The following is a 14,364-nucleotide window of genomic DNA, read 5'->3' as shown; positions in this document are numbered from 1 at the left end:
CTTCACGGTGAAACTGGACATCTACCAAGTCGACGCCTTCAGCCAACATGCCTTCGGCGGCAACCCTGCCGCGGTGTGCCCGCTCACCGAGTGGCTGCCCGATGAGCAACTGCAGCATATCGCCGCAGAAAACAACCTATCCGAAACCGCCTACTTCGTGCCCCGCGATGGGTTCTACGAGTTGCGCTGGTTTACCCCGCAAGTCGAAGTCGACCTGTGCGGCCATGCCACGCTGGCGACGGCGTGGGTGTTGATTCACGCGCTGGCGGATGCACCCCAGGTGCTGCGCTTTGCCACCCGCAGCGGCGAGCTACGGGTGACGCGCAATGGCGATGAACTGGCGATGGATTTCCCCGCCCGGCAACCACAGCGTTGCGAACCGCCCGCTGGAATGTTGAGTGCCCTGGGGATCGAGAGCGCCGACGTGTTCGGCACCGATGACTACATCGTGCTGGTGGACGACGAAGCCCAGGTCGCCGCGCTGACGCCTGACTTTGCGCGGCTCAAGGGCCTGCCCAAGCGCGGGATTGCAGTCACCGCCAAGAGCACCCGGTTTGATTTCATTTCGCGCTGGTTCGGGCCGAATGTGGGGATCGATGAAGACCCGGTCACCGGCTCGGCACACACCTCGCTGGCACCGTTCTGGGCCGAGCGCCTGGGCAAATCGCACTTGACGGCCGAGCAAGGGGGCCAGCGCAAGGGCCAATTGCACTGCGAGCTGCAGGGCGACCGCGTGATTATTTCCGGCAAGGCAGTGTTGTACATGCAAGGCACGATTTACCTGTAAACCGCAGCGCCCCATGGACAACAGATCATTCGCACAATGAACGGAGTTCAGCACGTGTTTTCGATTTCCCGCCGCCAACTGTCGCTCATGGCGGCAGCCCTTGCCCTGGCTGCCTGCCACACCCCGGTCAACGAACAGCCACCGGCACCGGAGTTGGGCTCGGGCTATCGCACCGACCTCAGCACCCGCCATGCCGAGCGCCATATGGCCGCCGCTGCCAACCCGCTGGCGGCCGAGGCCGGACGCGAGATGTTGCGCCAGGGCGGGTCGGCCATTGACGCTGCCATTGCGATGCAGGCGGTGTTGACCCTGGTGGAACCACAATCCTCCGGCATTGGCGGCGGTGCGTTCATCATGCTGTGGGATGGGAAAAACGTGCACGCCTATGACGGGCGGGAAACGGCCCCGGCCGGGACGACCGAGCGGTTGTTCCTGAACGCCGACGGCACGCCGATGGCCTTCACCGACGCGCAGATCGGCGGGCGTTCGGTGGGCACGCCAGGGGTGCTGCGGGCCCTGGAAATGGCCCATAGGAAGACCGGCCGCCTGCAATGGGCCCAGCTGTTCGAGCCGGCGATTCGCTTAGCGGAGCAGGGCTTCGCGATTTCACCGCGCTTGCACAGCCTGATCGCCGCTGACCGCTTTATCCCGCAATCGCCGGAGATGGCGGCCTACTTCCTGAATGCCGATGGCACGCCTAAAGCCACCGGTACACGACTGAAAAACCCGGCACTGGCCGCTGTGTTCAAGCGCATCGCCAAGGAAGGACCGGACGCCTTGTACCACGGGCCGATTGCCGATGAGATTGCGCGCAAGGTGCAGGGCAACCGTAATGCGGGCAGCCTGACTCAAGCCGACCTCAAGGGCTACGTCGCCAAGGAACGCGTGCCGCTGTGCACCGATTACAAGCGCTGGAAAGTCTGCGGCATGCCGCCGCCGTCCTCAGGCGGGATTGCGGTGGCGCAGATGCTCGGCACATTGCAGGCCCTGGAAGCCCGCGACCCGCACCTGGCCATCGCGCCGATGACACCGATAAAAAGCGCCTCGCCTGCCGGGCTTGAGCCCACGCCCGAGGCCGTGCACCTGATCGCCGAAGCCGGTCGCCTGGCCTTTGCCGACCGCGCGCTGTACGTGGCCGATGCGGACTTCACACCGGTGCCGGTGGCCGGCCTCGTGGCTCCGAATTACCTCGCACAGCGTGCCACGCTGATCGGCGAGCGCAGCATGGGCATCGCCAAGCCGGGCCGACCGGCGGGTATTCAAGTCGCCTACGCACCAGACCGTTCGCCACTGCGCATCTCCACGTCACAAGTCGTCGCCGTCGATGACCTGGGCGGCGCCGTGTCGATGACCACCACGGTGGAAGCCGCGTTTGGCTCCCATGTAATGGTCCGAGGCTTTTTGCTCAATAACCAGATGACCGACTTCTCCTTCATCCCCGAAGAAAACGGCCAGCCGGTCGCCAACCGCGTGCAACCCGGCAAACGCCCACGCTCGGCCATGGCGCCGACCCTGGTGTTCGACCGCGAGAGCGGTGAATTGCTGGCTACGCTCGGTTCGCCGGGCGGCTCGCAAATCATCGAGTACGTGAGCAAATCCCTGGTGGCGATGCTCGACTGGAACCTCGACCCGCAAACCGCCATCGGCCTGCCCAATTTCGGCAGCCGCAATGGGGCTACCGAGCTGGAGGCGGGCTTGTTCAGCCCAGGCCTGAAGCAGGTGTTGAAGGACAAGGGCCATGAGCTGAGCGAGATAGACATGACCAGCGGCATCCAGGCCATCGTGCTCAAGCGGGACGCCCAGGGTAAGGTGTCGCTCAGCGGCGGCGCCGACCCTCGGCGCGAAGGCGAAGCGCTCGGCGACTGACTTTATTGAACGGAGGTGATCCCTTGCATCAGGCTGAAAATCTCGCTGCCATCCCTGGCATCGACCACGGTTTCTGTTCGATCGATGACCCACGGCGCCCGGATGAAGTGTTCATCTGCAAGCAAGTGCACAGCGCCTCGGTGATTGAATGGCAGGCCGGCCAGGTGGCCAATACGATCGAGGCCGATGGTGTGTTGACGCACCACGCTCACCCGATCGCGGTGATCACCGCAGATTGCCTGCCCATTCTGTTCGCGTCGAAAACCGGCGAACGGGTGGCCGCAGTCCATGGCGGCTGGAAGGGGCTGCAACGCGGGATTATCGCCAACGTCATACAGCGCTTTGCCGCCGAGGGGATTGCAGCCGACCAACTGCAAGTGGCTATCGGCCCATCGATCAAGCCGTGCTGTTATGAAGTGAGCGAAGGGTTTATCGCCGACTTCCAGAGTGACCAAGGGCACCTGTGGCAACACGCCCAGGCACCGTGGAGCTTCGTGCAACCGGCACCGCTGCGGTCCCCCGAAATTACTCCGCCCCATGCACGACAAGCAGGCAGTGCGTGGTTTGACTTGAGCGGGTATGGGTTGTTGCTGCTGCAAGCGGCGGGCGTCAAGCGTGAGCAGATCGACGTGAGCGAGGTCTGCACCTACTGTACGTCGCCGACGTTTGCCAGCTACCGCAGAAGGACGCATCAGCCGGAGGAAGCGAAGACGTTGATTTATTCGTGGATTGCTCGTAGACCCTGACGAACCTACGCCCCCTTGTGGCGAGCGGGCTTGCCACAGGTATTTATCCCATCCGTTAACGGCTGATCTTCAACCCCTTCCGCCCCGCATGCCGCTCCAACGCCAGCTCGATCAAGCGGCTCACCAACTCGCTGTAGCTCATGCCCGCTGCCTGCCACAACTTGGGGTACATGCTGATGCGGGTGAAGCCGGGCAGTGAGTTGATTTCGTTGATCAGCACTTCGCCGTCGTCGGTCAAGAACACATCGACCCGCGCCAACCCTGCGCAGCCCAACACCTCAAACGCCTCAAGGGCCAAGCGGCGGATCCGCTCACTGGCTGCATGGCTGATGTCGGCCGGCACCACCACCTGGGCCGCCTGGCCGTCGATGTATTTGCTGTCGTAGGAGTAAAAGCCGCTGTTCACCACGATCTCGCCACAGCCGCTGGCGACAGGGTTTTCGTTGCCCAGCACGGCGCATTCAATTTCGCGGCCCTCGACCGCCGACTCCACCAGCACCTTTTGATCAAAACCCAGGGCCAGTTCAACCGCGGCGTGGTACTCAGCCTCGTTGCCAACCTTGCTCACACCCACCGAAGAACCCTGGTTGGCCGGTTTGACGAACATTGGCAGGCCGAGTTTATTCACCGCCGCGTCAAAGGAAGTGCGCGCGGCGTTGCTGCGGGTCAGGGTGATGAACGGTGTCACCGCAATGCCGGCATCACGCAGCAGGCGTTTGCTGATGTCCTTGTCCATGCACACCGCCGAGCCGAGCACGTCGGAGCCGACGAAAGGCAGGTCAGCCATGCGCAACAGGCCTTGCAGGCAGCCGTCTTCGCCAAGGGTGCCGTGGACAATGGGGAAGATCACGTCGATGTGTGCCAGCAGGCCGTTGCCGGAGGTTTCCACCACCTGCTGGCTGGCCTTGCCGGGCACCACCGCCAGTTCGCGGTTGGATTGGTTGAGGGCGATGAGTGCCGGGTTTTCCTGGTTGATCAGGAAGTTCGAGGTGTCGTTGAGGTGCCAGTGGCCGGCCTTGTCGATGCCGATCAAAACCGGCTCGAAGCGTGTGCGGTCGAGTGCATCGACAATATTGCGCGCCGACTGCAACGAGACTTCGTGCTCGGCCGAACGGCCACCAAAAATAATCCCTACCCGCACCTTGCTCATGACCCAGCCTCACTGTTGAAAGTAAGGCTTCTTACCACGGACGGTCAGCGATTCGCTACCAGATGGGCGCCGAACAGCACGTAGCAACCGCCGGCAAAACGGTCGAGCCACTTGCGCGAACGACTGTAGAGGTTGGCCATGCGCTCGCTGGAAAACACCAGCGCCACGCAGGCATACCAGCTGAACGACAAGCTGGCCATGGTGATCACCGCCAGGGCCAGCAGCGCGGGGGATGGCGACAGTGGCATGGTGGACGCGAAGATGGTGGCGACGAACAACGCGGCCTTGGGGTTGGACAGGTTGCCCAGCAACCCCAGGCGCCAGGCGGAAAACAGCGAGCGCCGGGGTACATCCGGCAACAGGCTCTGGCCCATCGCCGGCGCCGAGCGCTTGAACAGTTTCAGCCCCAGGTAAATCAGGTAGCAGCCGCCGATGATCTTGAACGCCAGGTACAACATGGGCGCAGCGGTAAACAGCGACTTGATGCCCAGGCCACCCGCCAGCCCCCACATGATCGTGCCGGTGGCCACGCCCGCCGAAGCCACCACGCCATGGCGGCGCGAACAACTGGCAGCCAACTGTGCCGTGTTGAAGAAGTTGGGACCCGGCGTCACCACCGCCATCGTCCACAGCAGGGCCAGCGAGACCAGGGGAGCCACGTAGGCAGGGTTGATAAATTCCATTGGGCGGTTCCATCAGCGCAGGGCACGAGCAAGGAGCATAGACCTCGCCCGCCACCTGCACAATCGTACAAGACCCCGGCAGACAAGGGATGCAGACTGGGTTAACGTGTTTCCACCTCTTTTTGTGACAAGCCACCATGGGCAAACCAACCCCCAACTTCGACTGGCTGCACCGTGCCCCCCATGCCAGCGGCCTGGACCGTATCGAGGCGTACTTCGCCGGCTTCGCCTTCGACCCCCATCGCCATGACACTTATGCCATCGGGCGTACCTTGTCTGGCGTGCAGAGTTTTCACTATCGCGGCGACATGATCCACAGTCTGCCTGGCACCACCATGGTGCTTCACCCCGATGAGACCCATGACGGTCACGCCGGCAGTGACGAGGGTTTCAAGTACCGAATGATTTACGTAGAGCCGTCGCTGATCCAGCAGATCCTTGGCGGCAAGCCGTTGCCGTTTATCCCCGGTGGCTTGTCCACCGACCCCAGGCTGTTCCGCGCCAGCGATGTGCTGCTGCAAAACCTGGATAACCCCATCGACCCATTGCAGGAACAGGACGCGATGTTCGACCTGGCCCACGCGCTGAGCAACGCCGCGGGCGCCATCGTCAGCCGCAAGGCGTTCGATTACGTCGCCGCCGAGCGCGCCCGGGAGTTCATCCACAGCGCCCTGGGCCGCAGCATCACCCTGGACGAAATGGCCGACCACGCCGGCCGCGACCGCTGGGCATTGTCACGGGACTTTCGCGTGCTGTTCGGCACCAGCCCCTATCGCTACCTGACGATGCGCCGGCTGGACCTGGTGCGCAGTCTGCTGGCACAGGGGCAGTCGCTGGTGGACGCGGCGCTGACCGCCGGCTTCACCGACCAGAGCCATATGACCCGGCAATTTCGCAGCACCTACGGTATGCCGCCGTCGCGATGGGTGAAGATGCTCGGGCGCTGAGTACGCTTATAGCGAATGCCCATCGATGGGCTCGCCGATGCTCAGGAAATGCCCACCCGCTACATGGTGCAAGGTGCGTAATTGATCATGCCCTTCGAAGTGCCAGCGGCCTTCGCTGAACACACGCTCGTCGGCATAGGCCGCAACCACTTCGCCGAGGAACAGGTCATAGGCCTGCTGGTTGTGGGGCTCGGGGAGCAAGCGGCATTCCAGCCAGGCTACACAGCCTTCCAGCAACGGCGCCTCCGTGTGTTCAGCGCTGAAGGTTTGCAGGCCATAAGCGGCGAACTTGTCACGCTCGGTGCCGGTGGTACTGCCGACCGTCTGCACGAGGTCGACCTGGGCCACACAGGGCACCTGCAGCACGAAGGTGCCGGAGCCTTCCAGCAATTGGCGAGTCCAGGTGGCCTTGTCCAACACCACCGCGACTTTCGGCGGTTCGAAATCCAGCGGCATAGCCCAGGCAGCCGCCATGATATTGCGCTGGCCGTTGTGGGCCGCACTCACCAGTACGGTTGGCCCGTGATTGAGCAAACGGTAGGACTTGGACAACGGAACGGGGCGGCAGTGAGTAGGGCTCATGGAGGATCGGCTCTTCAAACGAAAAAACCTACGATACCCCAAGCGTCAGCCCTATGGATCAGCTCGACAGTTGGTTAGTGAATCGTCCTACGCGTTGAGCGCCAGCATATTTAACTGCCGTTATTTCGACACACGCCCATGACTTGGTACTCCAACGTAGTGAGCTTGCCGCTGGAGTCTTCATAGGTCATGCGCGAAGGCACGGTACTGCACGCGCGGATCGGCGGCGTCACGTTGACCACCTTGGCAATGTCCAGCTTCATCCCATAGCGATACGCCTGCACTTGGGGCACTGGCTTGCCGTTTCTCACGGCGTAATCGGCCATGGCCTTTTCATTGCGCTCCATCATCAGGGCAAAGGTGCGATCACCGCCGCCTTCGGCCAATGCACCGAAAGACAGGACGGCCGTTAATACACCCAGAGCGGTTTTATAAAAGTTCATCACCTATTCCTCGACTGAAAGTTCAGTGCCGAGACTAACGAACGAACCCTGACGCGATGTTCACCAGAACATTACTTATTTGTTAGGTGGCGACGAGCTTCCAGAATTGTAATGTTCACGCCACCCAATCGTTATCCACGGTTTGCAACTATCAGCCCGGGCCAGATCAATAAGAACGCCCGCCTCCATAAGAAGCTGATAACTGCCAACACCGAGGAGCGAAACATGCGGATCCGTTACTACACCCTTCCCCTTTCACTGATCGCCACATTGCCCCTGGCAGCCGCGGCCGCGGAAGACAAACCTGAAGGGTTTATCGAAGGCAGCAGCGTGAACGTGCTGGCGCGCAATTTTTACTTCAATCGCGATGACCGCAAGGGCCAATCCAGCCCCACCGGTAATGGCTATTCCGAAGCCTGGGCCCAGGGACTGATCGGTAAATTCGAATCCGGCTTTACCCAGGGCACCGTGGGGTTTGGCCTGGACGCCTTCGCCATGGTCGGCGTGAAACTCGACTCGGGCACCGGCCGCAGCGGCGGCAAGGGCTCGTTCGGCGTGCTGCCGGTGGACAGCAACAACCATCCCGAAGACAACTACAGCAAGGTCGGCGGCGCGGCGAAACTGCGGGTATTGGACACGGTGATCAAGGCCGGCGACGTGTTCCCGCTGACCCCCGTGGTGGCCTACGGCGATTCGCGGGTGTTGCCGGAAAGCTTCCGTGGCGTGACCCTGCAGAACACCAGCCTGGAAGGCCTGACCTTGCAGGGCGGGCGTTTGAGCGGCATGAGCCAACCCAACGAAAGCGGCATGAACAAAGGGTTCGCAACGTTTTACGCCGGCCCGGTCGATTCACCTTGGATCGGCTACTTCGGCGGCGACTACACCGTGAACAAACACCTGAGCCTGAGCCTGTACAGCAGCCGCCTGAAGGACGCCTGGGACCAGTACTACGTCGGCAGCGCCGCCAGTTACCCGCTGAACGAAGACGTCTCGCTGTTCGGCGACATCAACTACTACAAGGCCGTGGACGAAGGCAAAAAGCTGCTGGGTGAATTCGATAACAGCATCTGGAGCGCCCGGCTCGGCGTGAAGGTGGGCGCCCACAGCCTGGCCGTGTCGCACCAGCGCAACAACGGCGATGACGACTTCGATTACCTGCGCCAGTCGGACTCGATCTTCCTCAACAACTCGATCCAGTACAGCGACTTCAACTCGCCCAAGGAGCGCTCTTGGATGCTGCGCTACGACCTGGACATGCAGCCATTCGGCATTCCCGGCCTGTCGTTCATGACCCGCTACGGCAAGGGCACCGGCGCCGACTACAGCAACGCCAACGCGGTGTATATGCGCCGCGATGCCGCCGGCGATCCGCTCACCGACCAGCGCCGCTGGGAGCGGGATATCGAAGCCAAGTACGTGGTGCAAAGCGGCAACTTGAAGGATTTATCACTGCGTCTGCGCCAGGCCACCGTGCGCTCAAGTTCATTCGAGTCCGACCTTGAAGAAGTCCGCGTCATTATCGAATACCCACTGGCGGTGCTTTAAGACGCGCTTACATTCACTTGCCGATGCCCTACATCTGTTCACAGGTTGAAGTCTGTCAGAACTGTAATATCGGCCTCACCTTCTCGTTAAGTTGCACTTTTTATACTGCGCATCGAACACTTCTCATCTCTGCGGCTTTTGTGTAGCTCCTTTGGAACAGAGATGAATTTTATACGCCCCAGCCGGGGCGTTTTTTTTGCGTGCCCGGTCAGTGACGAATCGTCGCACCGGCCTGACGCGGCTTGACCCTAAAGCTACTTCAGGCTTCAGAGTTTTCCTACAGCCTATTCAAGCCTCTATGAGGCCATCTCCTTTCGTTTTCCTTGAAGGTAAATCCCCATGCGTATCCTTGTGGTTGAGGACGAGCAGAAAACCGCCGATTACTTGCAGCAAGGCCTGACCGAAAGTGGCTACGTCGTCGATTGCGCCGCCAGCGGCATCGACGGCCTGCACCTGGCCCGGCAGCACACCTACGAACTGGTGATCCTCGACGTGAACCTGCCCAACACCGACGGCTGGGAGGTACTGGAACAACTGCGCCGGGACGGCAACCAGCGCGTGATGATGCTGACCGCGCGCGGCCGCCTGGCCGACAAGATCAAGGGCCTGGACATGGGCGCCGACGATTACCTGGTCAAACCCTTCGAGTTCCCCGAACTGCTGGCCCGTGTGCGCACCTTGCTGCGCCGTAGCGAACATATCCCGCTGCCGGATGTGCTGCGCGTCGCGGACCTGGAGCTGGACCCGCGCCGCCATCGCGCCTATCGCGGCAGCCGGCGTATCGACCTGACCACCAAGGAATTCGCCCTGCTGCATGTGTTGATGCGCCAGGCCGGCGAGGTAATGACCCGCACGCAGATCATCTCGCTGGTGTGGGACATGAACTTCGACTGCGACACCAACGTGGTCGAGGTCTCCATCAGCCGACTGCGGGGCAAGGTCGATGACCAGAGCGAGGTCAAGCTGATCCACACCATTCGCGGCGTGGGTTATGTGCTGGAGGCGCGCCAATGAGGACCAGCAGCCTGTCGATGCGCCTGGGACTGACGGTCAGCCTCATGGGCGCCGGGCTGGTGGTGCTGCTGGCGACCCTGGCCTACCTGGCCTTGACCCATGAGCTGGAAAAGCTCGCGCGCAAAGGCCTGGAAAGCAAGATGGAACAGCTCCAGCACAGCCTCGCGCTGGGCCTGGACACCCACGCAATCAAAGCCCGTCCCCACTCGTTGCTGGACCTGGTGATGGGCCACGACAATTTCTACCTGACCATCGTCGGCACCGCACCCGATAACGCGGTGCTGCTCAGTGTCGGTGCCAAACCCCAGGAACCGTTGCTGACCGACTTCTCCCCCCGGGAAACCCTCGGTTACCTCAACTGGCAAGACCAGGACGACAACCAGGTACTCAGTGCCTCCAGCCTGATGCGCCTGGCCAGCGGCGAGCGCGTACGGGTGTTGCTGTCGCTGGACCGCAGGGATGACCAGGCCCTGCTCAGTGCCTACCTGCGCGCCACCCTCATCGCCCTGCCGATGCTGCTGATCCTTATCGGCATGGGCGCGTGGGGGCTTGTGCAACGCGGGTTGGCACCGTTGAAACAGTTCAGCCATGTCGCCGCCCAAGTGACGACCCAGGACCTGACCCACCGCTTATCCATCGACAATCTGCCCAAGGAGCTGGGCGAGTTGGCGCAAAGCATCAACGTAATGCTGCGTCGCCTGGACGCTGGTGTGCAGCAGTTGTCGCAGTTCTCCGACGACCTCGCCCACGAACTGCGTGCACCGCTGACCAACCTGATGGGCAAGGCTCAGGTGACCCTGTCCCGCGAACGGCCCTCGGAGGAGTACAAGGCGGGGCTGGAATCCTGCACCGAGGAAATGGAACGCCTGTCGCGCATCGTCTCCGACATGCTGTTCCTGGCCCAGGTCAGCCATCCGGCGGCGCGGGCCGGGTTTGGCCCGGTGTCACTGGGCGAAGAAGCACAACGGGTGATGGCGCTGTTCGCCCTCAGCGCCGAAGACAAACACGTGACCCTCAGCCTGCGCGGCGACGCCTGGGTAACGGGCGATCGCCTGATGATCCAGCGAGCCATTTCCAACCTGCTGTCCAATGCCATCCGCCACACGCCCGAAGGCTCCAGCGTTCTGCTGCTGGTGGAGACCTATGACCAGAGCGCGTCGTTGTCGGTAGGCAACCCCGGGCGTGGCATCGAAGCACACCACCTGCCGCATCTGTTCGAACGCTTCTACCGCGCCGACAGCAGCCGTACCCGCGCCGAAGGTGGCACGGGGCTTGGGCTGGCCATTGTGCAGTCGATCATGCAGCTGCATCAGGGGCACGCCGACGTCAGCAGCCAGCCAGGCCGGTTTACACGGTTCAGCCTGGTGTTTCCCCTGCACCTGAAAACAGCGCAGGTCTAGTGTGGGAGGGGGCTTGCCCCCTCCCACATTGTTTTGCGGTGTTTTTAAAGAACTCAGGCAGCCTCCTCTTCACGGCGATGGGCCCACTGGTACAACGCCGGCAGCACCAGCAAGGTCAGCAAGGTAGAAGAAATGATCCCGCCGATCACCACCGTCGCCAACGGACGCTGCACTTCGGCGCCGGTGCCGGTGGCCAGGGCCATGGGGATAAACCCCAGGGAGGCCACCAGCGCGGTCATCAATACCGGGCGCAGGCGGGTCAGCGCACCCTCGTGGATAGCCACCGACAGCGAGCGTCCTTCCTCGCGCAGGTTGCGGATGAAGGCAATCATCACCAGGCCGTTGAGCACCGCCACGCCGGACAAGGCGATAAAGCCCACGCCTGCCGAGATCGACAGCGGAATATCGCGCAACCACAGCGCCATGATCCCGCCGGTCAACGCGAACGGAATCCCGGTAAACACCAGCAGTCCGTCCTTGAGGTTGTTGAACATCATGAACAACAACCCGAACACCAGCAGCAACGCCACCGGCACCACGATCTGCAAACGCTCGGCGGCTTCCTTCAACTGTTCGAACTGGCCGCCCCAGGTGGTCCAGTAACCTGCCGGGACTTTCACCTGCGCCGTGATCGCCGCCTCGGCCTCTTCCACGAACGACCCCATATCCCGCCCGCGCACGTTGGCACTGACGATCACCAGACGCTTGCCGTTCTCGCGGCTGATCTGGTTCGGGCCGAGCACCAGGTCCAGGCTGGCGACCTGGGACAACGCAATGAACCCCAACTGCCCCGCCGCATTCCCGGCCAGCGCCGGCACTGGAATCAACAGCCGCGACAAGCCGTCGATATCAGTACGCAGCGCGTCGGACAAGCGCACGACCATGTCGAAACGCCGGTCACCTTCATACAGCGTACCGGCCTGGCGCCCACCGACGGCGACGGCAATGGTGTCCTGCACATCGCCGACATTCAGGCCAAAGCGCGCGGCTTTGTCACGGTCGATATTGATGGTCAGCACCGGCAGACCGGACGTCTGTTCGACCTTCACTTCCGAAGCGCCATCGAGGCCTTGCAAGGTCTCGGCAATGTCTGCGGCGGTGGTGTTGAGCACCGCCATGTCGTCGCCGAATACCTTCACCGCCACATCACTGCGCACCCCGGAAATCAGCTCGTTGAAACGCAGCTGGATCGGTTGCGACAACTCGTACGCACTGCCCGGCACAATCGCACTGGCGCGCTGGATATCGGCGATCAGGCTTTCGCGGGATTTGTTCGGGTCCGGCCATTGCGCCTTCGGTTTAAGCATCACGTAGCTGTCGGAAATATTCGGCGGCATCGGGTCGGAGGCGATTTCCGCCGTACCGGTACGGGCGAAGACCCGTTCGATTTCCGGCACCTGGGCCATCAAGGTTTTTTCCAGTTGCTGCTGCATCTGCACCGATTGCGTCAGGCTGGTGCCGGGCACGCGCAGGGCCTGTTGGGCGAAGTCGCCCTCACTGAGGCTGGGGATAAACTCACTGCCCATGCGGCTGGCCACCACGCCCGACGCAACAATGGCCAGCACGGCCAAGCCGAACACCAGTGGCCGGCGCGCCATCACCCAATACAACACCGGCCCATAGGCCCGGCGTGCGGTACGCATCACCAGGTTTTCTTCTTCCTTGACCTTGCCGGTGACGAACAGCGCAATCGCCGCAGGCACGAAGGTCACCGACAAAATCATCGCCCCCAGCAGCGCAATCACAACGGTAAACGCCATGGGGTGGAACATCTTCCCGGCCACCCCGGTAAGGGCGAAGATCGGCAGGTACACGACCATGATGATCAGCTGCCCGAAGATCAGCGCACGCCGCGCTTCCTTGGCCGCCGCGAACACCTCGTGCAGGCGCTCGCTGCGGGTCAGCAAACGACCATGGCGCTGCTGCGCATGGGCCAGGCGGCGGATGGCGTTCTCGACGATCACCACCGCGCCGTCGACGATAATGCCGAAGTCCAGCGCGCCGAGGCTCATCAGGTTGGCGCTGACTTTGTGGGTGAACATGCCGGTAAAGGTGAACAACATCGCCAGGGGAATCACCATCGCGGTGATCAGCGCCGCGCGGATATTGCCAAGGAACAGGAACAGCACCGCGACCACCAGCAGCGCACCCTCGAAGAGATTTTTCTTCACGGTGGCAACGGCTTTTTCGACGAGGTTGGTGCGGTCGTAGACGGTCACCGCCACCACGCCTTCGGGCAGCGAACGGTTGATTTGTTCGAGCCTGGAAGCCACCGCCTGGGACACCGTGCGGCTGTTTTCTCCGATCAACATAAACACCGTGCCCAGCACCACTTCACGGCCGTTTTCCGTGGCGGCGCCGGTCCGCAGCTCACGGCCGATCTCGACCTGGGCGACATTGCGCACACGGATCGGCGTGCCGTCGGACGTGGTGATGACGATATTGGCGATGTCGTCGATGGACGCCACCTGCCCCGGCGCGCGGATCAACAATTGCTCGCCGCTGCGCTCGATGTAGCCGGCACCGACGTTGGCGTTGTTACGCTCCAGCGCCGTGACCAGATCGTTCAAGGTCAGGTTATAGGCCGCCAGGCGCTTGGGGTCGGGGGCGATCTGGTATTCCTTGGCGAAGCCGCCGATGGTGTTGATCTCGGCCACACCGGGCACGTTGCGCAGTTGCGGCTTGATGATCCAGTCCTGGATCACCCGCAGGTCGGTCGGCGTGTAGGGCGTGCCGTCGTCCTTGCGTGCGCCCTCCTCGGCCTCCACGGTCCACAGGAAAATTTCCCCGAGGCCGGTGGAAATCGGCCCCATCGCGGTTTCAATCCCCACAGGCAATTGCTCGCGGGCCACTTGCAGGCGCTCGTTGACCAACTGGCGGGCGAAGAACAGGTCGGTGCCGTCCTTGAAGATCACCGTCACCTGGGACAAGCCGGAGCGTGACAGCGAACGGGTCTGCTGCAGCCCCGGCAAGCCGGCCATCGCGGTTTCGATGGGAAAGGTAATGCGCTGCTCGGTCTCAAGCGGCGAAAAACCGGCCGCCGCCGAGTTGATCTGCACCTGTACATTGGTGATGTCGGGCACCGCGTCGATGGGCAGTTTCTGATAGCTGGCAATGCCGACACCGGCCATCAACAGCACCGCCAGCAGCACGATGATGCGCTGCTCGATGGCGAATTGGATAAGGCGCTCAAACATGGGA

12 protein-coding genes are annotated in these 14,364 nt (G+C 62.3%); 7 read left to right on the top strand and 5 right to left on the bottom strand.

Annotated features, from left to right (window positions below):
- Positions 1 to 7: 7 nt before the first annotated feature.
- From V3W40_RS27980 to pgeF, 3 genes are read left to right on the top strand one after another with little or no spacing between them, the layout of a single operon-like run.
- Complete coding sequence (locus V3W40_RS27980; RefSeq protein WP_065924006.1) at positions 8 to 787, top strand: PhzF family phenazine biosynthesis protein; 780 nt, start codon at positions 8 to 10, stop codon at positions 785 to 787.
- Between the two features lie 36 nt (positions 788 to 823).
- On the top strand, positions 824 to 2,653 hold the full coding sequence (gene ggt, locus V3W40_RS27975; RefSeq protein WP_330216083.1) for a gamma-glutamyltransferase: 1,830 nt from the start codon (positions 824 to 826) through the stop codon (positions 2,651 to 2,653).
- Between the two features lie 23 nt (positions 2,654 to 2,676).
- Positions 2,677 to 3,399, top strand: coding sequence for a peptidoglycan editing factor PgeF (gene pgeF / locus V3W40_RS27970; protein ID WP_330216082.1), 723 nt, complete (start codon positions 2,677 to 2,679; stop codon positions 3,397 to 3,399).
- A gap of 55 nt (positions 3,400 to 3,454) precedes the next feature.
- Here pgeF and ddlA read toward each other — a convergent pair whose 3' ends face one another.
- Together ddlA and V3W40_RS27960 are read right to left on the bottom strand one after the other, a co-directional pair.
- Positions 3,455 to 4,549 carry a D-alanine--D-alanine ligase gene (gene ddlA, locus V3W40_RS27965; RefSeq protein WP_330216081.1) on the bottom strand — a complete coding sequence of 365 codons (1,095 nt, stop codon included), beginning with the start codon at positions 4,547 to 4,549 and terminating at the stop codon, positions 3,455 to 3,457.
- Positions 4,550 to 4,593: 44 nt separating this feature from the next.
- Positions 4,594 to 5,232 (bottom strand): LysE family transporter, encoded by a 639-nt coding sequence (locus V3W40_RS27960; RefSeq protein WP_330216080.1) that lies wholly within the window; start codon positions 5,230 to 5,232, stop codon positions 4,594 to 4,596.
- Between the two features lie 137 nt (positions 5,233 to 5,369).
- Between V3W40_RS27960 and V3W40_RS27955 the strand changes: the two genes are divergently transcribed.
- On the top strand, positions 5,370 to 6,179 hold the full coding sequence (locus tag V3W40_RS27955; protein WP_092489065.1) for an AraC family transcriptional regulator: 810 nt from the start codon (positions 5,370 to 5,372) through the stop codon (positions 6,177 to 6,179).
- Between the two features lie 6 nt (positions 6,180 to 6,185).
- Here the strand turns inward: V3W40_RS27955 and V3W40_RS27950 are convergent, their stop codons facing one another.
- Together V3W40_RS27950 and V3W40_RS27945 are read right to left on the bottom strand one after the other, a co-directional pair.
- The gene (locus tag V3W40_RS27950; RefSeq protein WP_330216079.1) at positions 6,186 to 6,761 is read right to left on the bottom strand and encodes a flavin reductase family protein; all 576 of its coding nucleotides are present in this window, start codon (positions 6,759 to 6,761) and stop codon (positions 6,186 to 6,188) included.
- Positions 6,762 to 6,871: 110 nt separating this feature from the next.
- Entirely contained in the window at positions 6,872 to 7,204 is a 333-nt protein-coding gene (locus V3W40_RS27945) for a DUF2790 domain-containing protein (protein WP_065923999.1), read from the bottom strand.
- A gap of 225 nt (positions 7,205 to 7,429) precedes the next feature.
- Here V3W40_RS27945 and V3W40_RS27940 point away from each other — a divergent pair, with 225 nt between their 5' ends.
- From V3W40_RS27940 to V3W40_RS27930, 3 genes are all read left to right on the top strand, one after another.
- Entirely contained in the window at positions 7,430 to 8,749 is a 1,320-nt protein-coding gene (locus V3W40_RS27940) for an OprD family porin (RefSeq protein ID WP_330216078.1), read from the top strand.
- Positions 8,750 to 9,088: 339 nt separating this feature from the next.
- Complete coding sequence (locus V3W40_RS27935) at positions 9,089 to 9,763, top strand: heavy metal response regulator transcription factor (RefSeq protein WP_027606942.1); 675 nt, start codon at positions 9,089 to 9,091, stop codon at positions 9,761 to 9,763.
- Entirely contained in the window at positions 9,760 to 11,163 is a 1,404-nt protein-coding gene (locus V3W40_RS27930) for a heavy metal sensor histidine kinase (RefSeq protein ID WP_330216077.1), read from the top strand. The genes V3W40_RS27935 and V3W40_RS27930 overlap by 4 nt, the downstream gene beginning before the upstream one ends.
- A gap of 53 nt (positions 11,164 to 11,216) precedes the next feature.
- On the opposite strand, the gene V3W40_RS27925 is transcribed toward V3W40_RS27930, so the two are convergent.
- Complete coding sequence (locus V3W40_RS27925) at positions 11,217 to 14,360, bottom strand: CusA/CzcA family heavy metal efflux RND transporter (RefSeq protein WP_330216076.1); 3,144 nt, start codon at positions 14,358 to 14,360, stop codon at positions 11,217 to 11,219.
- Between the last annotated feature and the right edge of the window lie 4 nt (positions 14,361 to 14,364).

The organism is Pseudomonas sp. AM8 (assembly GCF_036346475.1).
Taxonomy (GTDB): domain Bacteria; phylum Pseudomonadota; class Gammaproteobacteria; order Pseudomonadales; family Pseudomonadaceae; genus Aquipseudomonas; species Aquipseudomonas marginalis.
The sequence above is the reverse complement of the archived record's forward strand: the minus strand, read 5'-3'. Positions and strand labels throughout refer to the sequence as shown.